General features: G+C 67.8%; 21 protein-coding genes. 3 read left to right on the top strand and 18 right to left on the bottom strand.

The genetic code is table 11. The features are described from left to right. Window positions 1-19: 19 nt before the first annotated feature. The 7 genes from IU452_RS04185 to mqo all read right to left on the bottom strand — a co-directional run bounded on the left by IU452_RS04185 (window position 20) and on the right by mqo (window position 7,199). Window positions 20-772: an ABC transporter permease gene (locus IU452_RS04185; RefSeq protein WP_195107570.1), complete on the bottom strand. Its 753-nt coding sequence runs from the start codon at window positions 770-772 to the stop codon at window positions 20-22. Further along, window positions 769-1,725 carry an ABC transporter ATP-binding protein gene (locus tag IU452_RS04180; protein WP_195107569.1) on the bottom strand — a complete coding sequence of 319 codons (957 nt, stop codon included), beginning with the start codon at window positions 1,723-1,725 and terminating at the stop codon, window positions 769-771. Before IU452_RS04180 ends, IU452_RS04185 begins: the two co-directional genes overlap by 4 nt. Beyond that, a complete protein-coding gene (locus IU452_RS04175) occupies window positions 1,716-2,858 on the bottom strand; it encodes a serine hydrolase domain-containing protein (RefSeq protein WP_195107568.1) in 1,143 nt (380 codons plus the stop codon). The genes IU452_RS04180 and IU452_RS04175 overlap by 10 nt, the downstream gene beginning before the upstream one ends. Before the next feature lie 79 nt (window positions 2,859-2,937). Continuing rightward, window positions 2,938-3,777 carry a pantoate--beta-alanine ligase gene (gene panC / locus IU452_RS04170; RefSeq protein WP_195107567.1) on the bottom strand — a complete coding sequence of 280 codons (840 nt, stop codon included), beginning with the start codon at window positions 3,775-3,777 and terminating at the stop codon, window positions 2,938-2,940. Window positions 3,778-3,932: 155 nt separating this feature from the next. Beyond that, a complete protein-coding gene (locus IU452_RS04165) occupies window positions 3,933-5,069 on the bottom strand; it encodes a glycoside hydrolase family 3 N-terminal domain-containing protein (RefSeq protein WP_195107566.1) in 1,137 nt (378 codons plus the stop codon). A gap of 53 nt (window positions 5,070-5,122) precedes the next feature. Continuing rightward, the gene (locus tag IU452_RS04160) at window positions 5,123-5,608 is read right to left on the bottom strand and encodes a hypothetical protein (RefSeq protein ID WP_195107565.1); all 486 of its coding nucleotides are present in this window, start codon (window positions 5,606-5,608) and stop codon (window positions 5,123-5,125) included. A 112-nt stretch (window positions 5,609-5,720) separates the two neighbouring features. Beyond that, window positions 5,721-7,199 carry a malate dehydrogenase (quinone) gene (gene mqo / locus IU452_RS04155; RefSeq protein ID WP_195107564.1) on the bottom strand — a complete coding sequence of 493 codons (1,479 nt, stop codon included), beginning with the start codon at window positions 7,197-7,199 and terminating at the stop codon, window positions 5,721-5,723. 90 nt (window positions 7,200-7,289) lie between these two features. On the opposite strand from mqo, the gene IU452_RS04150 reads away from it, so the two are divergent. Beyond that, window positions 7,290-8,201 carry a LysR family transcriptional regulator gene (locus IU452_RS04150; RefSeq protein WP_195107563.1) on the top strand — a complete coding sequence of 304 codons (912 nt, stop codon included), beginning with the start codon at window positions 7,290-7,292 and terminating at the stop codon, window positions 8,199-8,201. Here the strand turns inward: IU452_RS04150 and IU452_RS04145 are convergent. Together IU452_RS04145 and IU452_RS04140 are read right to left on the bottom strand one after the other, a co-directional pair. Further along, entirely contained in the window at window positions 8,198-8,935 is a 738-nt protein-coding gene (locus tag IU452_RS04145) for a DJ-1/PfpI family protein (RefSeq protein ID WP_195107562.1), read from the bottom strand. The genes IU452_RS04150 and IU452_RS04145 overlap by 4 nt on opposite strands. A 37-nt stretch (window positions 8,936-8,972) precedes the next feature. Next, window positions 8,973-9,800, bottom strand: a complete 828-nt coding sequence (locus IU452_RS04140) for a S1/P1 nuclease (RefSeq protein WP_195107561.1) — start codon at window positions 9,798-9,800, stop codon at window positions 8,973-8,975. Window positions 9,801-10,034: 234 nt separating this feature from the next. Here IU452_RS04140 and IU452_RS04135 point away from each other — a divergent pair, with 234 nt between their 5' ends. Further along, entirely contained in the window at window positions 10,035-11,624 is a 1,590-nt protein-coding gene (locus tag IU452_RS04135) for a PQQ-binding-like beta-propeller repeat protein (protein ID WP_195108231.1), read from the top strand. A 5-nt stretch (window positions 11,625-11,629) separates the two neighbouring features. On the opposite strand, the gene IU452_RS04130 is transcribed toward IU452_RS04135, so the two are convergent. Then, on the bottom strand, window positions 11,630-12,847 hold the full coding sequence (locus IU452_RS04130; RefSeq protein WP_195107560.1) for a phthiocerol/phthiodiolone dimycocerosyl transferase family protein: 1,218 nt from the start codon (window positions 12,845-12,847) through the stop codon (window positions 11,630-11,632). Between the two features lie 93 nt (window positions 12,848-12,940). On the opposite strand from IU452_RS04130, the gene IU452_RS04125 reads away from it, so the two are divergent. Further along, window positions 12,941-13,525, top strand: coding sequence for a TetR/AcrR family transcriptional regulator (locus tag IU452_RS04125; protein ID WP_195107559.1), 585 nt, complete (start codon window positions 12,941-12,943; stop codon window positions 13,523-13,525). On the opposite strand, the gene pqqB is transcribed toward IU452_RS04125, so the two are convergent. The 8 genes from pqqB to IU452_RS04085 form a co-directional block, all read right to left on the bottom strand. Continuing rightward, window positions 13,522-14,418 carry a pyrroloquinoline quinone biosynthesis protein PqqB gene (pqqB, locus tag IU452_RS04120; RefSeq protein ID WP_324192490.1) on the bottom strand — a complete coding sequence of 299 codons (897 nt, stop codon included), beginning with the start codon at window positions 14,416-14,418 and terminating at the stop codon, window positions 13,522-13,524. The two genes, IU452_RS04125 and pqqB, sit on opposite strands and share 4 nt — an antisense overlap. A gap of 2 nt (window positions 14,419-14,420) precedes the next feature. Next, window positions 14,421-15,509, bottom strand: a complete 1,089-nt coding sequence (gene pqqE / locus IU452_RS04115; RefSeq protein ID WP_195107557.1) for a pyrroloquinoline quinone biosynthesis protein PqqE — start codon at window positions 15,507-15,509, stop codon at window positions 14,421-14,423. Next, the gene (gene pqqD, locus IU452_RS04110) at window positions 15,502-15,765 is read right to left on the bottom strand and encodes a pyrroloquinoline quinone biosynthesis peptide chaperone PqqD (RefSeq protein ID WP_195107556.1); all 264 of its coding nucleotides are present in this window, start codon (window positions 15,763-15,765) and stop codon (window positions 15,502-15,504) included. Before pqqD ends, pqqE begins: the two co-directional genes overlap by 8 nt. After that, window positions 15,762-16,484: a pyrroloquinoline-quinone synthase PqqC gene (pqqC, locus tag IU452_RS04105; RefSeq protein WP_195107555.1), complete on the bottom strand. Its 723-nt coding sequence runs from the start codon at window positions 16,482-16,484 to the stop codon at window positions 15,762-15,764. Before pqqC ends, pqqD begins: the two co-directional genes overlap by 4 nt. 7 nt (window positions 16,485-16,491) lie before the next feature. Further along, window positions 16,492-16,611: a pyrroloquinoline quinone precursor peptide PqqA gene (gene pqqA / locus IU452_RS04100; RefSeq protein WP_195107554.1), complete on the bottom strand. Its 120-nt coding sequence runs from the start codon at window positions 16,609-16,611 to the stop codon at window positions 16,492-16,494. A 201-nt stretch (window positions 16,612-16,812) separates the two neighbouring features. Continuing rightward, window positions 16,813-17,640 carry a class I SAM-dependent methyltransferase gene (locus IU452_RS04095; protein WP_195108230.1) on the bottom strand — a complete coding sequence of 276 codons (828 nt, stop codon included), beginning with the start codon at window positions 17,638-17,640 and terminating at the stop codon, window positions 16,813-16,815. Between the two features lie 98 nt (window positions 17,641-17,738). After that, entirely contained in the window at window positions 17,739-18,230 is a 492-nt protein-coding gene (locus IU452_RS04090) for an SRPBCC domain-containing protein (RefSeq protein ID WP_195107553.1), read from the bottom strand. After that, a complete protein-coding gene (locus IU452_RS04085; RefSeq protein WP_195107552.1) occupies window positions 18,227-18,793 on the bottom strand; it encodes a TIGR03086 family metal-binding protein in 567 nt (188 codons plus the stop codon). The genes IU452_RS04090 and IU452_RS04085 overlap by 4 nt, the downstream gene beginning before the upstream one ends. Window positions 18,794-18,795: the final 2 nt, after the last annotated feature.

Below are 18,795 nucleotides of genomic sequence, written 5' to 3'. Positions count from 1 at the left end.
CACTGCGGCGATTCCGCCCTCAGCGAATGGCGACGCGACGCCGGCTTCCGGGGTCGAAGGCGACTGTCGCGATGATCGACAAAATGCAGGCCCAGCCGATGAGCACGGCGAGATTGGGCACGATGCTCGCCATCCCTCCGTGCTGGGTGAGAACACTGCGCATGCCGTCCACCGCCCAGTACTGAGGGGTCAGCGGGGCGAGCGGGCGGTTCCACTCCGGCATCAGCCCGACCGGTACGACGGCACCGCCGACGGCGCCCATGCCGAGCACCACCAGCTGGCACAGATTCTGCATGGCCGAGACGTTGCGCGTGACCGAGATCAGGACCAGCCCCAGGGCGATGGCGGTCCAGGCGATGGTCAGGATGAGGATGGCCAAGGCGAGCGGCGATCCGTTGATCGTTCCACCGAACAGCACCCGCCCGGTGACGATCAACAGCGCCATCTGCGCCGACGAGAGAACGAAGTAGGGGATCGCGAGCTGGATGGCCATCGTTCCCCGGGACAGGCCGCTGGTTCTCACCAGACTCCATGCCCCCGAGGCGTGTTCGCGGTAGTGGGATGTGCCCATGAACATCATGACGTAGAAGCCGAACATGATCGTGAAGCCGGGGACCGTCTGATTCGCTCCCGCGCCCTCGGTGATTCGGGAGAAGGCGTCGCTGAGCAGGGCCTGCATCAGCAGCGGTGCGGCGAAGAGGAAGACGAACAGGGTGGGATCCTGGCGCCAGGTCGCCAACTCCTTTCGGATGAAGGCCCAGGTGATCGTCATCGCGCCTCCGATCCGATCCGCTGCAGCTCGATGGCCTGCAGGAAGGCGTTCTCCAGGGAGACCGGAACCGATCGCACATCCTTGATGGGCAGGCGGCTCTCGTCGAGCACCCGGACGAGGGCGGGAAGTATCTCCGCTCGGTGCGTCCCCACCCGAATCCGCCTGCCGTGCACCGTTATTGCGGCCCCGGGCAGCACGTCGTGCAGCAGGGTCGCCACGGCCTCCGCGTTGTCGCTGACGATCTCGCAGAACGGGCTGCCGTATTCGGCCACAAAGCTTTTCACGTCGGCCGTGACAAGGAGCATCCCCGCCTCGAGCACACCGATTCGATCGCAGAGGGTTTCGGCCTCCTCCAGATGGTGTGTCGTGTAGAGGATTGTCGAGCCGTCGCCGCGCAGTTCCCTGAGCAGGTTGTGGATGGCGTGGCGGGAATCGATGTCGACGCCGGTGCTCGGTTCGTCCAGAACCATCAGCGGTGGCGAATGCACGATGCCCATGCCGATCGACAGTCGGCGGCGCTCACCGCCCGACAGCTGCGCCCCGCCCCTGTCCGCTATCCGGCCGAGGCCGAGCCGCTCCATCACCTCCGCGGCCCTGCGCTGCGCACTCCGAGACGACATCCCCCGCACGATCGCGGCGAAGCGCAGGTTCTGCCACACCGTCATCGCCAGGTACACCGTATTGTCCTGCGGGACATACCCGATGCGCCGACGCACCCACCGGCCGCGCCTGCGTACGTCGGCGCCGAACACCTGCACCCGGCCCGCGGTCGGCTCGACGAGTCCGCAGATGATGTCCAGAGCCGTGGACTTGCCCGCGCCGTTGCGGCCCAACAGTCCGAAGATCTCCCCCCGTCCGATTGTCAGGCCCACGTCGTCCAGGGCAAGGACCGATCCGTAGGTCTTCCGTAAGCCCTCCACGAGGACGACCGGCTCGCCGGAGGCTACGTCCATGACGAGGCCCGATGATGCACCACGATCGAGCGGACCCGGTCCCGATAGTGGACCGCCCTCCCGTAACGCAGAGTCATCACGACCGCCCCCACCCCGCTGGGAATGTCGTAGACGAAGGAGGTCGCGGCGCGCCCCAGCCACCCCACGGTGTGCGCGTGGGGATCCAATGCCGCCCAAGCCGGATCGCTGCTCGGCACATGGAGCCCGTAGGAGAAGCCGTAACCCTTGCCCGGAATGTAGTCGGGGCCGCTTCCTGCCAGCCGTCCGATCCGATCGACGAACAGTTCCCGCGTGATCGGGCCCAGGGCCGGGATGGCCAGCCGGCCGTCACGGTCGGGAACGATGGCGCACAGCAGTCTGGCGAAGTCGGCGGCGGTCGAATAACCACCCGACCCGGCCGACAACCAGGGCGGCCTTTGCTGGTGTGTCACAAGGCCGTGTGGTGTTCCGGGGACGTCCGACAGCCGTCGCGCGACGCGGTCCAGGTCCGATCCGGCAACGCTGAAGCCGGTGTCGCGCAATCCGAGTGGGCCGCAGACCCGCCGCTCGACGATCTCGTCCAGTGGCCGGTTGTCTGCCAGTTCGAGAATGCGCCCGAGGACGTCCATCGCCATGCCGTATTCCCACACGGTGCCCGGATCGGCGGCCAGGGGCTGTCTCGCCAGTGTCCGCACGACATCGTCCAGGGTGTGTGGCTCGGCCCGGTGGTCGAATTTCCGCAGCTTCGCTTTCTCGTAATAGGGCTTGATGTTCTCCGATGTGTGGGCTCCGCCGCCGATGCCCGCGGTCTGCCGCATCAGGTCCTCGATCACGAGCGGCCGCCTCGGCGGGCGCAGCGCACCGGACGCGTGGACGCGGAGGTCGCCGAAGCACGGCAGCCATTCGGCGACCGGGTCCGCCATTCGGATTCGGCCTTCTGCCACCATCGTCAACGCTGCCAGCGCGGTGAAGACCTTCGTCATGGAGTAGATGCGGAAGATGGCGTCGTCCCGCATCGGCTGCGCGCTGTCCGGGTCCAGGTAGCCGACGGCCTGCAGGTCGAGCAGTGACCCGTCGGCCGTCACCGCGATCACTGCTCCCGGTAGCCGGTGCGCGTCCACCTCGGCGGATACGGCCTCCAGCAGCTCCGTCATCAAGTCCATCGTTTGCCTTCCGCACCCCGACCCCCCACGTGCATCCCCTACTTCGGCGCCAGGTCGAGGGCGCCGCGGCCTAAACCTCCATGTTGTCGATCAGGCGCGTACTCCCGACCCGGATCGCCGCCACGAGCCGGTTGCCGCAGGTGGCCTCGCCGACCGGCTCGAGGGTTTCGCTGTCGACCAGTTCCAGATAGTCGACCCGGTCCACGCCCGCCTCGGTCAGTGCCCGGCGGCCCTCGGCGAGTACGGCGGCGACGGCCCCGGATTCGGCCCGCAGTCTCGTAATGAGCTGCGACAGGATGCGGAACAGCGAGGCGGCGGTCTGCCGCTCGGCACCGGCGAGGTAGGCATTTCTGGACGAGAGGGCCAGGCCGTCGGGCTCCCGCACGGTGGGCACCGCACGGACCTCGATCGGCAACCCGAGGTCACGGACGACGGCCTTCATCACCACCAACTGCTGAAAATCCTTCTCCCCCAGGTAGACCGCGGTCGGCGCGAGCAGAATCAGGACCCTCGTCATCTCGGTGGTGACTCCGGCGAAGTGGGTGGGCCGGCTCTTCCCGCACAGCACGCCCGACAGGTGCGGAACCGCGACGATCAGCCCGAAACCGGGCGGGAACAGCTCCTCCGCCGTGGGCAACCACGCGATGTCCGCCTCCGCTTTCTCGCAGAGCGCCAGGTCCCGGTCCTCGTCGCGGGGGTATGTTTCGAAGTCCTCGTCCGGCCCGAATTGCAACGGGTTGACGAAGATCGAGGCCACCACCACGTCGTCGCGCTTCCTGGCCTCGCGGACGAGCGCAAGGTGTCCCTCGTGCAGGGCGCCCATGGTGGGCACGTAGCCGATGCTCTTGCCCTGATCGCGCGGTTCCGCCAGGACTTTCCGCAGTTCCGCCGTAGTTCTGACAACGATCATCGCGTTGATTCCCTCAGCGGTACGACTGGCGGTAGCCGCCTCCACGAAAGTGTGACGACCCCCACGCTCGATTCACAACGGGGATCCTAACAGGAATCCCGACCCGCATTCGGCGAATCCGGCCTACTGCGAACGGTTTTCGTGAGTCCGGCGAATCAAGCCAGCCCGGCGCGCAAGGCGGTGACGCGGTCGACGGCCTCGGTGAATGCCCGGGGGTCGAGTCGGCCGCTGGTGTAGGCGTCGGCCAACGCGGTCCTGGCGTCCTCGCCCTGGGCGGTGTCGCGTGCCGAGCACAGGATCAGGTCCATCCCGGCCGAGGCCGCCGCCACCGCACGCTCACCGGTGGTCCCGAACGAGTTCAGCGCCCCGGCCTCCAGGGCATCGGTGATCGTCACGCCGCGGAAACCGTTGCGGCCGCGCAATTCCCGGTCGACGATCGTGGGCGACAGTCCGGCGGGGCGGTCGGCGTCGAGGGCGGGATAGACGGCCCAGGACATCATCACCAGCTTCACCCCGGCGACCCTGGCCGCGGGATAGGGGAGCTCGTCGACCGAGCGCAGCGTGGACAGGCTCACCGGGAGGGTGACGGGGCCGAGGTCGGTGTTCTGCCCGGCGGGCGCCTTGCCCAGGCCGGGGAAGTGCTTGGCGGTGGCGGCGACGCCGGTGGCCTGCTGAGCGGCGAGGAACGCCGACCCGAGCGCGGCGACGACGTAGGGGTTGTCGCTGAAGGAGCGTTGCGGGGCGTCGATGAAGTTGCCCGGCGTGTCGTACACGTCCAGCACCGGGGCGAGATTGACGTTCATCCCCACACCGCGCAGATTGTTCCCGGCACCGGTCCCCGCGTCGAGGGCAGCGCCCACTGGATTTGCGGACTGGCCGATCTGTTTCGCCGAGGGCACCGGGTCGCCGGGCAGCCGTCGCACCAGGCCGCCCTCCTGGTCGGTCATCAACAGCAGCGGCACCGAGATCGGGCTTTCGGCCTGAGCCTGCCGCAGCTGGGCGACCACCCCGGCGATCTGCTCCCTACTGGATATGTTCTCCCCGAAGAAGATCACCCCGGCGGCGCGGCCCGCGCGGATGTCGTCGAACAGGGACTGCGGCGGTGTCAGGCCCGGATAGGAGTAGATCACCCGCTGCCCGGCCAATTGCTGCGGCGTCGGACCCGCCGGCTGCGCCTCGGCCCGGACGGCCGAGGCCCCCATCGAGACCGCGAACATCATCAGGAACGCCAGAGCGGCCGCCGGGAAGCCTCGCGGGCGACGACGTCTGATCGAGATGATCGGCTGTGGCATAACGGAACTCCCTATCCACCCGGGTAAGTCGATGATCGCTCACCCGGCGTGGGTCAGGTGCCGGTTTGCGGAGTGATTCGCATGGCCGGGCTCTCCAAAGTGATCGGACTCGCCCCGACGGCGCCCAGCTCAGGATCCAGTTTGGTCATCACCACGATCCGCCACCCATCGCCGCTGTCGGCGACGAGATTCTCGTAGGGGATTTTCTCCAGCGTGTTGCCCTCGGCGTCCTGCCGTTCCCAGGTGGCGGCGATGACCGCCGATCGAGCGTTCAGGACCCGGATCGTGCGTCCGCATTCGATGGCGTGGACCTGCTCGGGCGGGTGCAGTCCGTCGAACATGCTGTCGTACATGCCCACCACGTCCGCCGCGTCCCGCAGGGTCACCGCGCCACTGCTGGACAGCGACAACAGCGGCACGGCGAAAAAGTCGAACAGTCTCGGGAGCGCACCGGAAAGAATGTCCGGGAGGGCGCCGAGATAACTCTCGTACCAGCGGCTGATGTCCTCGATGAGATCGGCTGTAGACGAGGTGTTCACTAGCTGCCTCCGATCATGGTGTCGGTGATCGCGAGCTCGAGCTTGCCATCCATCAAGCTACCGGAGTCCCGGTCACCGCTATTGCACGACCGCCCGGGCGACGGTCTGTGCCTCACGCAGGGCCATGCTGGCCGGGCCGGGCCGGGCCGTCGGTCGGCGATGCGGCGACGGCAGCCTCCTGGGTCATGGCGGTCAGCTTGTGTCGCCACTGTGTGGCCTGTTCCGGAAAACAACGCGCCAGTAGGTCGATCATGATTGCCGGGGCGGTGGACGCGCCGGGTGAGGCGCCGAGCAGTCCCGCGATTGTGCCGTCCGCGCCGGTGACCAGTTCGGTGCCGAAGGTCAGGACGCCGACCTTGTGAGGGTCCGGTTTGACCAGCTGCGCTCGCTGGCCTGCCTGGATCGGGTACCAGTCCGCGGGGTCGGCGTCGGGGTAGAAGCGTTGCAGCTGAGCGAATTTGCGGCGACGCGTAGACAGCAGTTGGCCGACGAGGTAGCGGACCAGAGCCAGATTTTGGCCGGCGACGGCGAGCAATACAACGATGTTGGACAAACGGATTGTGGTGAACAGGTCGATGAGCCGCCCGTGTTTGAGCAGGCGTGTACTGAACGTGGCATAGGGACCGAACAGCAGCGATTCACGGCCGTCGACAATGCGTTTGTCCAAATGCGGCACCGACATCGGCGGAGCGCCGAGCGACGCCTGACTGTAGACCTTCGCGTCGTGGCGGCGGGCGACGTCGGGATTGTCGGTGCGCAGGAACTGCGCGCCGAACGGAAACACGGCGTAACCGCGGACCTCGGGAACGCCCGCCTTCTGCAGCAGCTTCAATGCGTAGCCACCCGCGCCGACGAATACGAACCTGGCTCGAACCGTGAAGCGCCGCTTGGCATTACGATCACGAACCGTCAGACTCCAGATCCCGTCCGGAGCGCGGCGCAGCCCTGTCACCTCGTGCCTTACCAGGACCTGCGCGCCGCGGTCGGTCATGACGGTCGTGAGCGCGCGGGTCAGGGCGCCGAAATCGACATCGGTGCCCGCCCGGTACCGGGTGGCGGCCATCGGTTCGGTGCGGTCGCGACCGGCCATCGTCAGCGGTGCCCACTCGGCGATGGTGTCGGGGTCTTCGGTGTACTGCATTGCGGAGAACAGCGGCAGCGAACGCAACGTCTCGTAGCGCCGCCGGAGGTAGGCGACGTCGCGGTCGCCGAATACGAGGGTCATATGGGGTGTGGGGTTGACGAACGAGGCCGGATCGGTGAGGTCGCCGTCGTCGGCCAGTGCGGCCCAGAACTGCCGGGACAAGTGGAACAGACCCCCGATCTGTGCGGCCTTCGCCGGGTCGCCGGGATCGGGCATGTAGTTCAGCTCGCACAACCCCGCGTGGCCGGTCCCGGCGTTGTTCCAGGCGTCCGAGCTCTCGCCCGCGATCTCACCGAGCCGCTCGAACATGACCATCGACCAGTCGGGTTGCACCGTGGCGAGCATCGCGCCCAGCGTCGCGGACATGATGCCGCCCCCGATCAGCGCGACGTCGAGAACGTCTTTCGGGGCAACCGGTTTCGGGTCGACGGCGTGTGTGGTGTCCATGGTGTTACCTCCCCTGTGCGGTGATGATGGCATCGTCACGCGCCGGGACTCATCCGTCTACAAGCAAGAGCGAGCCATTACCATCCAAATATGGATGAATCAGTGTCGGCCCAGGTCGAGGCGCTCGTACCGTTGCTGGCGGCCTTCGACGCGGCGGCCGGTGAGGGGCACATCACACGCGCCGCACAGCGGTTGGGAGTTCCGCAGTCATCGCTGAGCCGGCGGTTGAAGACCGTCGAGAAGACCCTCGGCGTGCAGTTGTTCCAGCCGTCCGGCCGGGGCATCGTCCTTACCGCGGCCGGACGCGAACTGTTCGAACGCACCCGAGAGCTCGTCCGCGGCCTCGACGACGCGGTCACCGTGGTGCGCGGCAATGCCGATCCCGACGGCGGGCTCGTCCGCTTCGGATTCCCGCTCACCCTCGGACCGGTCAGCATCCCCTCGCTGCTGGCCGACTTTCACCTCGGCGCCCCACGCATCCGGCTCCACCTGGTGCAGGCCCACGGCGAAGCCCTCGCCGACCTGGTCCGGCACGGACATCTCGATCTCGCCGTCATGATCCCCTCCCCCACGGACCTACCGGCAATCGTGCTGGGACACCAGCGCATCCACCTCTACGTCTCGCATCACCACCGACTCGCCGGGAAGGACACGGTCGAACCCGCCGATCTCACCGGCGAGACCTTCGTCGCGAACCCACCGAGCTACCACCTGCGGCGGCTACTCGATTCCTGGTGTGACACCGCGGGATTCACCCCGAACGTCGCCTTCGAGATCACCGAATTCGAGACCCTGCGCGCCCTCGTCGCCCGCAATCTCGGCGTCGCCCTGCTCCCCGAACCCGAAACACCCCACCCCGACCTGCATCGCATCACCCTTACCAACCCACCCGAGCGCAGCATCGGCCTGGCCTCGGGAAACCACCGCCCGACCCCGGCGGTCGCACGCCTGCACGACTACGTCGCCGCCCGGGCAATGGCCCATCTCGACAGGGCGGGCTAGCCGACGGGCTCGCGCCGGACTCGCCGGATCGCGCTGCGCCACAAGGCTTGTGGCAGGGCCTGAGCGGTACGGGCGAGCAGGCCCGCGTCCCACAGACCCGACGCCAGGCGTGCCTGGTCGGCGAGGGAGGCGGCGCGCACCGACGCCGGAGCCTTGCTGGGATGTCCGGCGTCGAACGGGGGCTGGGGGTCGTATTCGATGCTCAGCTGGATGGTCTGGGCACGGTCGGCGCCGAACATCTCGCCGACCAGCCACAGGGCCAGATCGATCCCCGCCGACACCCCGGCCGCGGTGGCGATCCGGTCGCCGTGCACGATCCGTTGTCCCCGTTGCGGTGTCGCCCCCAAGGCGCCCAGCGCCGGTTGCGCCGCCCAGTGCGTGGTCGCCGGTCGACCGTCGAGAAGCCCGGCCGCGGCGAGAATCAGCGATCCGGTGCACACCGAGGTGGTCCACAGGGAGGTCCGGTGGACGCGCCGCAACCAGTCCAGCACCCGCTCGTCACCGACCGTGGTGAATGCGCCCGCACCACCCGGCACCACCACGACCTGGGGGGCGGGCGTCTCCTCCAGCGAATGAGTGGCCCCCAGAACGAGCACATTGCTGTCGGTGACGACCGGTCCCGGTTCGTGCCAGACGAAACGCAGATCCACACCCGGGGCAAGCCGCAGCACCTCGTAGGGCCCGATGGCGTCGAGGGCGGTCATTGCCGGATAAGTCAGGACAGCGATCTGCATGGGGCCTCGCAGGGTTGTTGAGACGATTGCACGGTGATCATCTCACGTTGCCCTCTGGGGCGAGTACGGCGTTGAGTAGCTGTCCCAGCCGTTCCCCGGCGAGGCGGAGCCGACTTTCGGCTACCGGCAGGAATTGGCGGGTGTAGTCGTCCCCGATCACCGACGAGGGGGGATAGAAGCCGGGAGTCTCGACGATCCGGCAGCTGTCCTGCGCCCATCGGATGGGATCGGTATCCGGTTGCGCAGGAGGCAGATCGGGCGCCGGGAGCGCGAGCAGCCGCCGCACCTCCTCGTCGTCGCTCGCGTGGCGGGTGTCGAGCAGGCGGCGGTCCCACACCGCGTGCAGGTTGGTGTCCTCGCCGAGATAGTTGACCTTGAATTCGTTTCCGCCGCGGTCGTGGGCGTACCCGGCGTGCAGCGGCTGATGGATGTCACCGACGAAGTGGACGACGAACTTCAGGGCCTGGCGCCGGTCGGCATCCGACCGAGTTCTATCGGCCAGCGTCGCGGTCTGCGTCCGCAATGCCTCGATGACGTTGTCGCCGTTGTTGCCGTTCACCGCGGGGTCGTAGGTGCAGCCGTTCTCGCCGATATTGACGTAATGCCACGGCGCCGAGCGTTTCCCGAGCTCGGTATCGGTCCTTCGCAGGTCGTCGGCCCAATTGGCGACCCCGGCGAGGGTGGGGTCGGGCTCGCCGGCCAGCAGGCGGGCGACCTCGTCCCGCGCCGCAGGATGCAGCCGCAGTTCGGCGATGGCGCCGGTCGCATTGTGGCCCTGCTCGCCCCAGGCATGGGCAGTGGGCGGAACCGCCAGCAGAGTCGCGGCAAGTGCGCAGGCACCCAGTACCGCTGCTTTACCTCGCATCGAGAAGACTCCTCCCGAGTCGCAGCCGAGTTGTGTTGATTTTCTCGCTCGATCGAGTCTCAGCGGTAATTCTGGTCGGTTAAACCAACACCAAGCGAAATCTTCGCACGCAGATGGGCGGTCTGTCGTAACGGAGATGTCGTAACAGGGGATGTAACATGCATCACACTCCTGTTATTCGCACTGTCCAGCAAACCTAGGGGGCGGGTAAGGAGTCACGTACTCGTGAACCTGATGTCCATCACCGCGAGGGTCGCTCGCGCGTCGATCGCCGCGGCCGTGACCGTCCTGCTGCTGGCTGGCGCACCGGCCGCAAACTCCCAGAATTCCAGCGGAAACTGGACGATGTGGCAGTTCGATCTCACCGGCTCCCGGTACAATCCGCACGAGACCGCCATCACCCCGGCCACGGTGGGGTCGTTACGACTGAAGTGGGCGTTCGCATTCCCCGAGACCATCGCCGCGTCCAGCCAGCCCGCGGTCGTCGACGGGACCGTCTACGTCGGCGGGCGCAACGGGACGTTCTATGCGCTGGACGCCGAGACCGGCGCGACCCGGTGGTCGTTCGAGGCCCAGAAACCCCTCGGGGGGAACGTGCCCACGTTCGGTCTGCGCGACGGGCCCGCGGTCGCGAACGGGCTGGTCTACTTCGGTGACGCCGCGGCCAAGCTGTGGGCCCTCGATGCCGCGACGGGCGCCCTGCGCTGGGTCCGCCAGCTCGACGACCATCGCTACGCGATCATCACCAGCTCGCCGCTGGTGTCCGACGGCCGCGTCTATGTCGGTGTGTCCAGTCAGGAGTTGGGCATCGCCACCAGCGACCTGTACCACTGCTGCACCTTCCGAGGCAGTGTCGTGGCGCTCGATGCCGCCACCGGCGACGTGCAGTGGAAGCACTATACGATCGAGCAGCCGCAGCCGACCGGCGGCAAGCCGGAGTTCGCTCCCAGCGGTGCACCGGTCTGGTCGTCACCCACGATCGACGCGCAGACACGCACGCTGTACTACACCTCGGGCAACCCCTACACCGGATATCCCACCGGGGCGGAAGCGATCGGCGCGCTGGACATCGACACCGGAACGCCCCGGTGGATTCGCCGGATGACTCCGGGGGACCCGCCCTGGAACGGCCGCTGCGCGGTTCCGCCGCCGGGCGGCAACTGCCCCGATCCCGGCCACGATTTCGACTTCGGTTCGCAGGCGAACATCTTCAAGATCGGTGACCGCACGGTTGTCGGCGCGGGCCAGAAGAGCGGTGTCTACCACCTGCTCGACGCCGCCACCGGTGACATCGTCTGGCAGACCCGCTTGTCCACGCCGACACCGGTGCTGCCGACCTCCCCGGGCGCTGAGTCGTTGCAGGGGATCCAGTGGGGCGCAAGCTATGACGGCCAGCGCCTGTACGTCGCCACGTATCAGGCCCAGCCGGGCACCCTCTTTGCCCTGAACCCGGCCACCGGCGAGGTCCTCTGGGCCACACCGAATCCCGCCGACAGCTGCCTGATCGATCCGCCGCCGATCCCGAACCTGCCGCTGTGCCAGCTCGCCATGCCGAACGCCGTCTCCTCGACCCCCGGCCTGGTCTACGAGGGCAGCCTGGACGGCAAGATGCGGGTGTTCTCCGCCGAGACCGGCGCCATCCTGTGGGAGTACAACACGGCGCGGCCCTACAAGACGGTGAACGGAGTGCCCGGAGTCGGCGGCGGCATCAACGGCCACGGTGCGGTCATCTCGAACGGGATGCTGTTCACCAACTCCGGTTACGGCCGCCAGATCACCACGGGCATGCCGGGAAATGTCCTGCTGGCCTTCGGTCTCCCATAATCCCCTTACACGCCAACGCTGGCGAATCGTTCCAGCCCGGCCTGAATACCGGCCGTCAGCCCGGTCATCTGTTCGTCGGTGAAATACGTTCTGTCATAGACGAGATCGAGATCGAGCCTCCCGTCGGTGCTGCTGGCGAACAGAATCGGGCTCGGTTGCGGGAAGGTGGTGCCGAACCGGACCGCCCGCAGCCCGGCACCGGGCGGTAGCGGCGGCGTGTCCAGCCGTCCCAGATTGGAGATGGTCATCGACGGCAATGTTTCTGGGCCGGATCGGTCGCGCGCCTTCATGGCAAGGATCGACTTCTGTGGCAGAGCTTCGTCGATGGCCGTCCTCACCTGCGTCGTGATCTGTCGGCCCAGGTCGATGGCATCGGGCTGCTCGGTGGTGGCGACAACGGTGTGAATCGGTCCCACCGACAGCAACTGAGCGTCCGGCCGCAGGGCGGGTCGCAGTCGGGATCGGAGGTCGACCGGGAACATGAACGCGATGGGCCCGTCCACCACGTCCGACAGCGCCGTCGCGACGATTCCGCTCAGCAGGCCGTTCATCGTCAGGCCGTCCGCACGCGCCCGCTGCGTCAACGCCGTGGTGGCGCGCCGGCCCTGGGAGAGGTGGCCGACGCCGAAACGCTGCGCGGGCACCGGTCGACCGAGCGCCGGCGTGGGCAGCATCGCCGGGGCGATCTGCTCCGGCGCCCCGAAGTCCTCCTCGGTCCCGTAGCGAGCGTCGAGCCGCGCCTCGAGCGGGGACTCGAGCCCGTGACCGGGGGCCGGATTCGGCACTTGCCCCTCGGCCAAGGCGGCGTAGTAGCCCAGCAGCTTGCGCAGCAGGGTCGTGGTGAGGCGGCCGTCGGCCGCGGAATGGTCGATGGCCAGGCTCACCACGCCGTCGCCGCCGTCCCGAAACACCCCCGCACGCGCGAGCTCGTGTTCGCGGGGCACGGGAGTGTTCAGCTCGAGAGTGAACGGGTCGTCATCGATGGCCGCGTCCGTGAGCGAGGGGCCCTCTCCCGCCGCGCTCTGTAGCAGATATCCGTCACCGTCCTCGACAATCCTGCTGCCGAGCAGCGGATACTCGACGGCCAGAAGGTCGAGCGCCCGCCGCAGGGTCTCGGGATCGACGGCGCCGTCGATTCTGGCCTGGGCGACCACGGGGCCGACTCCGAGCGTGAGCAGATTGCTCTCGCCCGGAGAAAGATAGCGTTGCTCCACCGTTCGCATGTGGCACCTCCGCCGATCGTAAAATCGGAACAGATGTTCCGATTTCCAGCTAAGGACCGAATGGTCGGTTCGTCAATGTGAGGAAGGACGCAGATGACCGGACACCCCGCGCCGATGCGGGCCGACGCCCAGCGCAACCGGGTGCGAGTGCTGGAGGCGGCCGAGGAAGTGCTGGCCCGCGACGGCCGGTCGGCATCGATGCGAGCGATCGCCGAACAGGCCGGGGTAGGGCTGGGCACCTTGTACCGGCACTTCCCCAACCGGCGGGCGCTGCACGAGGCCATCGTCATCGATCGCGGGCGACGGCTCCTCGCCACCGCGGAGGCGCTGGCGACCGCGGACGATCCGGGTCCGGCGCTGTTCGGCTATCTGACACGCTTCTGCGAGACCACGGCCCAAAACAAGATGCTGACCGAGATGTTGGACGTGCCCGATGCCGGATACCCGGTCGGCACCAACGAATTCGAGGATATCAAATACGGAATCCGGGGGGCGGTCGAGACATTGCTGGCCCGCGCGCGCCGATCCGGTGCGATACGGCCGGAACTGGCGGCGCCCGAGGTCCTGTTCGTCATGAAAGGCCTATGCCTGGCCGTCGCGGACGAGGAGGACGACCCGGAGCTGCGCGCCAAGGCATTGGCGGTCGTCTTCGACGGACTGCGTGCCCGAAGCACCTAGACGGTGAATTCGGAGCCGTCTGCCAGGACCTCGACGCCGGCCTGCTGGACCAGTGCGCTCGCGGGCGAGGCGGGGTCCAGGAGAGGGTTGGTGTTGTTGAGGTGGGTGTAGATCCGGCGCAGCCTCGGGTGGCGGGCGAGGGCGGCGAGGGTGCCGCCGTGTCCGGCCACGGGGACATGGCCCATGAGGGATTGGCCCGCGTCCGAGTCTGGTGAGCGGACGGCCGTGCCCAATTCGGCGGCGCCGAAGAACGTGCCGTCCACCAGCGCGCACGTCGCCGAGGTCAGCAGCGCGTCCAGGTCTGCGGGCCAGGTGGCCAGGCAGGGGGCGTAGACCAGAGAGCCGCCGGTTGCCGGGTCCTCGATTCGGAGGGCGATAACCCAATGGTCGTTCGGCGGGGCCGCCGCCGCGTACTTCGGGGCCTTGGCGCTGATCGGGCAGGAGCCGACGCGGAGCCCACCGGCCAGCTCGATACTGCCGGGCGGGGTGATGTCCTGCCATGTCCAGGGCGCGTAACGGTCCAGCAAGCCACGCAGCGGCATGCTCGTTTCGAGCGCGTCGAGCACCGGCGCAGCGGCGTAGACGGTCGGTCCGGCGGCCCCGCGCAGGATGGTGAGCCCGAGCGTGTGGTCCAGCTCGGCGTCGGTGAGAAGGACGCCGCGCACGGGAGTGTCACGCGGACCCGGGCCCGGGCGCAGGGCCGGGGTGGTGAGCAGCTGCGCGCGAATGTCGGGTGACGCATTGAGCAGCCACCAATCGCGCGAATTACCGCTCACGGCAACACATTCCTGGCTGCGCGGGCTCAGTTCCCCACGGCGCGCTCTGTCGCACAGTGCGCAGGCGCAGTTCCATTGCGGGAAGCCACCACCGGCGGCGGTACCGAGCAGGATCACCTTCACGGCGCGGCCTGGGTCCGCATGACGAAGGCCTCGGGCTCGGATGCCCCGTTCAGAATGGCATCCACCAGCGGCCGGTGCGGGGAGAGCCCGCAGACCGGGTCGGTGGCCGCGGCGTCGCCGGTGAATTGGAATGCCTGGCAACGGCAGCCGCCGAAGTCGGTGAAGCGTTCGGGGCAGGAACGGCACGGCTCCCGCATCCAGCCGGTGCCGCGAAAAGCGTTGAACGCCTGCGAGGAATACCAGATCTCGGCCAGCGGGCGACGCAGGACGTTCTCCCTCGGCAGCGTGGCGATGGCCGACGCCGCCGGACAGGGCAGCACATCTCCATCGGGGGCTACGGTCAGTTGGATTCTGCCCCAACCGTCCATACACGGCTTCGGCCGATCGGCGAAGTAATCCGCCACCACATAGACCAACGCGGGACCGTCCGGGTACCGCTCGCGGGCACGCTGCACGGCCTCGCGCGCGGCAGTGAGCTGGGCCGCCGTCGGCAGCAGCGCGGCGCGGTTGCGCAGTCCCCACCCGTAGTACTGGGTATTGGCCAACTCGATCCGGTCCGCGCCGAGACCGATGGCCACATCGATGATTCCCTCGACCCTGTCGATATTCGCCCGGTGCAGCACGACATTCACGGTCAGCGGCAGCCCCGCGGCCGTAATGGCCTCGGCCGCACGGAGTTTCAGCGCATGGACGCGGGCACCCGCGATCAGGTCGGCGGCCTGCGGATCGGCGTCCTGCAGGGAGAGCTGGACATGATCGACTCCGCACTCCCCCAGCCGCCGGGCCCGCTCGGCGGTGAGCCCGACACCACTGGTGACCAGGTTGACGTAGGCGCCCAGATCCCGCGCGTGCTCGACCAGATCGGGCAGGTCCCGACGGGCCAGCGGCTCACCGCCGGAGAAGTGCATCTGCACCACCCCGAGTTCGCGCGCCTGCGTGAGCACCTCGAGCCATTGCTCACGGGTCAGCTCGCCGGACCGGGAGACCAACTCCAGCGGATTGGAGCAATAGGGGCAGTGCAGCGGACAGCGGTGGGTCAGTTCGAGCAGTGCCCCGAGCGGGGCCTCAACGGCCGGGTCAACCATCCAGGGCCACCACTCGACGCTGCGCGAGCCGGTCCAGCAGATCGGCCACGTCCTCGGCGCGAACGCCGTCGTACCGTTCACCGAGCCGCTCCACGATGCGATCGACGCTCGACGCTCCGTCACAGAGCGCGAGCACCGCGGCCGCGGTGTCGTTGAGGACGACCACACCCTCGGGCAGCAGGGCCAGCTCGCCGCGGGCCGGATCGTGGGTCAGCCGAACCCCTGGTCGCAGCCGCGGCACCGTCGAGTCGGTCATGTGCGGCCTCTTCCGGCCCCCGTGTAGTAGTCGAGGGCGTCGAGCACGGCGCGCAGCACATCGCATTTGAAGGCGAGCGCCGCGACGCAGGCGTCCTGCTGCGCGCGGGAGTTGGCGTGCCGGACCACCAGATCCAGCAGTGCGCGGCCCTCGTCCTCCACCACGTCGAGGCGCGCGGTGAAGTAGGCGAAGCCCTCCTCGGCGATCCATGGGTAGTGCTCGCGCATCCGGCTCAGCCGATAGGCCAGCAGTCCCGGTGAGAAGAGCTCGGTGAGACCGGATGCCACCGCCAGCAGCCATGGCCGGCGCCGCGCGAAGTCCAGGTAGGCGTCGACCGCGAAACGCACGCCGGGCAGGACGAGCCGCTCCGAGATCACCTCGTCCCGCTCGAGCCCGACCGCCTCGGCCAGGCGCAGCCACTTCTCCGCGCCGCCCGAGCCGGTCTCCGTTCCGTCGTGGTAGACGATCCGAGGCAGCCAGTGGCGCCGCACCTCCGGCAGCGGGCAGTTGGCAATGATCGCGGCGTCCTTCTGCGGCAGGCACCGCTGGTAGTACCAGCGGTTGGCCGCCCACAGCCGCAGCTCCTCCTTGTCCAACCGGCCTTCGTGCAGGCGCCGATGGAACGGATGCCGGTCCCAATACAGGGGCTCGAGCGCGTAGAGCGCCTCTCGGAATTCGGCTGCCCCCAAGAGGGAGTCGGTATCGAAGGAAACGACCATCGCCGTATCAGTTGCGGCCGGCGTAGGCGGTGACCTCCATGGCGGTGTCGACGAAGACGAAATCGGGACGGCGCCAGGTCTTCTTGCCTTCCTGGACAGTCGTGCGGTTCTCGCTGGTGTTCTGCATACGAATGCCTCCGATCGCGGAAAGAATACGTACTGAAAACAGGAAACGCGCTGGCCAGGAGCGTATCACGGGGTCACTGCGGAAATGCCCCCAACGGACGCGCCGACGGTATCCTTTTTCGAACCCCCTACGATGCTGCCGCCGCTGCGGAATTCGACGATCTCGCGTCGGGATCGCCCGGGCATGTCCGGCATCACCGGCTCAGAATGCGTAGCGGTGGTATTGGGCCATCATCCGGAGCGACGGAACCAGCGACATCAGTTTTCCCATCAGCCGGAAGCCACCGGATACGCCCTGGTGGAATGACTCGGAGTCGAATACCGACAGCGCGGCGAGCTGCCGAATCCGGGGCAACGCGGAGACGATGTCATCGGGTCCGTTGATCGCCCAGTGCAGCGTCGAACCGGAACGGCGGACGACGGTGTTGATCTTCTGCGATCGGATCCCGAATGCGTTGAATGCGTCGAATTGCAGTTCACCGGAGGGGAAGTGGCCGACCACCGCGCGGAGCAGAGCGATGCCGTCGGCCTCGGTGAGGTACATGGTGAGACCCTCGGCGATGAGCAGCACAGGGCGCTCGGCGGGTATCGCCCGCAGCCACGCCGGGTCCGTCACGGAGGTAGCGACGCGGTGATGGTGCTCACGGCTCGGATAAAGCTGTTCGTGCAGCTCGATCACCTCGGGGTAGTCGACGTCGTACCACTCGATCCCCGGTCCCGGATCCAGCCGGAACACCCTGCTGTCCAGCCCGCAACCGATATGCAACACCGTGGCATGGTCGTGCCTGGCGAGGAACTCCCGCGCCCACTTGTCGAAGTGGACCGTCCGCATCGTCACGCTGGAACGGTTACGTGCCGTGATACCGGTTCTCCCCCAGTCGTAGTCGATGCGCCGCACCGCATCCCTGGCCCAGGTGTCCCCCAACAGGGGCGCGTCCGCGTTCGCATCCAGCGCCTTGGCATACAACGTCGCAAGCATCGTCTGCGGCGGCCCGCTGAGCTCGACGCGAATCTTCCCGGCCGAGGGCATCTCGCCATCCATTGAACGCATGTTCAATATGTTAAACGCTCGTTCAATCCACGGTCAACACCATTGCCACCCAGGAGGTTTGCCGTTCCGCCGGATGACTAGGCGGGCGCTTCGGCTGCTGTAGTGAGGCAGTGCAGGATTCGCGCCCAGCCTTCGTTGTAGCCCCGTGGGTAGCCGCCGAGATGGGAACAGGCCGCCGCGAGCTGGGCTTCGGTGAGGTGCTCCCAGCCGCGGTGTTCGACGGTGACTCGGGTCAGCGTGGGGGCCAGCTCGGTGAAGGACAGCTCGACCTCGGTGGCGGGGCGGGTCATGGTCCAGGTCATCGTGAATCGGCGTGGCGGGTCCCAGAGGAGGAGGTGGCCCCAGTCGACTTCCGTTCCGTCGGACCATGTTTCGTAGACCCTGCCGCCCTCGAACTGTTCGAAGGTCACTTCTCGCACCTGCTCGTGTCCCGCGGAGAACGGGACCAGGGGCCACCAGGTGGCGATGGTGCGAACGAAGGTGTGGAACGTGTGGACGCGATCGCTGCGGACCAGCGTCTCTTGGCGGACGGGAGGACGACGCAGGCCTACGACGTGGTCGGTGGTCATGCGTCACGCCCCAGATAGCGCAGCAGCCGGGTCTGTGGGTCGGCGTCGGCGGGGGTCGGCAATGCGGTCGCGAAGAACGCCGGGTTGCGCGCGGACTCGACATTGAGTTCCGCCCACCGCTGTGCGTGCTCGATCAGCTCGGGGTCGAGCGTCACGGTCAATCCCAGCGCCCGGCCCAGGTCCCAGGTGTGCGTGGTGAAGTCCATGGTCATGGCCTCCACCATGTCCGACAACACTATTGGGCCCCGGTTGCGCGTATTCATCACGGTGGTAAGGGATTCGGGAGTCAGGCTGGGCAGGCACGCCGCCCGCGCCAGCGTCCAGTCGGCCAGTGGGTCGGCGCCGAGATAGTCACGAGGACGGGGTGCGCCGGGTGCGCCGACCGTATTGTCGAATTCCTTGCCCCCGGCCCAGGTTCGGACCAGATCCATTCCCCACACGACATGCCCGACGACGTCGCGCACGGTCCAGCCGGCGCACGCGCTGGGGTTGTCCCACTCGTCGGGCCCGACCTTCTCCATCACCTTCGCGAACTCGTCCTGACTGCGGATATACAACTGCATGG

This window comes from Nocardia transvalensis, from assembly GCF_015477765.1.
Taxonomy (GTDB): domain Bacteria; phylum Actinomycetota; class Actinomycetes; order Mycobacteriales; family Mycobacteriaceae; genus Nocardia; species Nocardia transvalensis_A.
This window is presented reverse-complemented; position numbering and strand designations above follow the sequence as displayed.

Bases quoted from the DNA above. Each gene is read 5' to 3' on its own strand.
- IU452_RS04185 (WP_195107570.1), bottom strand. From the start codon at position 772: ATGACGATCACCTGGGCCTTCATCCGAAAGGAGTTGGCGACCTGGCGC.
- IU452_RS04180 (WP_195107569.1), bottom strand. From the start codon at position 1,725: ATGGACGTAGCCTCCGGCGAGCCGGTCGTCCTCGTGGAGGGCTTACGG.
- IU452_RS04175 (WP_195107568.1), bottom strand. From the start codon at position 2,858: ATGACGGAGCTGCTGGAGGCCGTATCCGCCGAGGTGGACGCGCACCGG.
- panC (WP_195107567.1), bottom strand. From the start codon at position 3,777: ATGATCGTTGTCAGAACTACGGCGGAACTGCGGAAAGTCCTGGCGGAA.
- IU452_RS04165 (WP_195107566.1), bottom strand. From the start codon at position 5,069: ATGCCACAGCCGATCATCTCGATCAGACGTCGTCGCCCGCGAGGCTTC.
- mqo (WP_195107564.1), bottom strand. From the start codon at position 7,199: ATGGACACCACACACGCCGTCGACCCGAAACCGGTTGCCCCGAAAGAC.
- IU452_RS04150 (WP_195107563.1), top strand. From the start codon at position 7,290: ATGGATGAATCAGTGTCGGCCCAGGTCGAGGCGCTCGTACCGTTGCTG.
- IU452_RS04145 (WP_195107562.1), bottom strand. From the start codon at position 8,935: ATGCAGATCGCTGTCCTGACTTATCCGGCAATGACCGCCCTCGACGCC.
- IU452_RS04140 (WP_195107561.1), bottom strand. From the start codon at position 9,800: ATGCGAGGTAAAGCAGCGGTACTGGGTGCCTGCGCACTTGCCGCGACT.
- IU452_RS04135 (WP_195108231.1), top strand. From the start codon at position 10,035: ATGTCCATCACCGCGAGGGTCGCTCGCGCGTCGATCGCCGCGGCCGTG.
- IU452_RS04130 (WP_195107560.1), bottom strand. From the start codon at position 12,847: ATGCGAACGGTGGAGCAACGCTATCTTTCTCCGGGCGAGAGCAATCTG.
- IU452_RS04125 (WP_195107559.1), top strand. From the start codon at position 12,941: ATGACCGGACACCCCGCGCCGATGCGGGCCGACGCCCAGCGCAACCGG.
- pqqE (WP_195107557.1), bottom strand. From the start codon at position 15,509: ATGGTTGACCCGGCCGTTGAGGCCCCGCTCGGGGCACTGCTCGAACTG.
- pqqD (WP_195107556.1), bottom strand. From the start codon at position 15,765: ATGACCGACTCGACGGTGCCGCGGCTGCGACCAGGGGTTCGGCTGACC.
- pqqC (WP_195107555.1), bottom strand. From the start codon at position 16,484: ATGGTCGTTTCCTTCGATACCGACTCCCTCTTGGGGGCAGCCGAATTC.
- pqqA (WP_195107554.1), bottom strand. From the start codon at position 16,611: ATGCAGAACACCAGCGAGAACCGCACGACTGTCCAGGAAGGCAAGAAG.
- IU452_RS04095 (WP_195108230.1), bottom strand. From the start codon at position 17,640: ATGCCCTCGGCCGGGAAGATTCGCGTCGAGCTCAGCGGGCCGCCGCAG.
- IU452_RS04090 (WP_195107553.1), bottom strand. From the start codon at position 18,230: ATGACCACCGACCACGTCGTAGGCCTGCGTCGTCCTCCCGTCCGCCAA.
- IU452_RS04085 (WP_195107552.1), bottom strand. From the start codon at position 18,793: ATGCAGTTGTATATCCGCAGTCAGGACGAGTTCGCGAAGGTGATGGAG.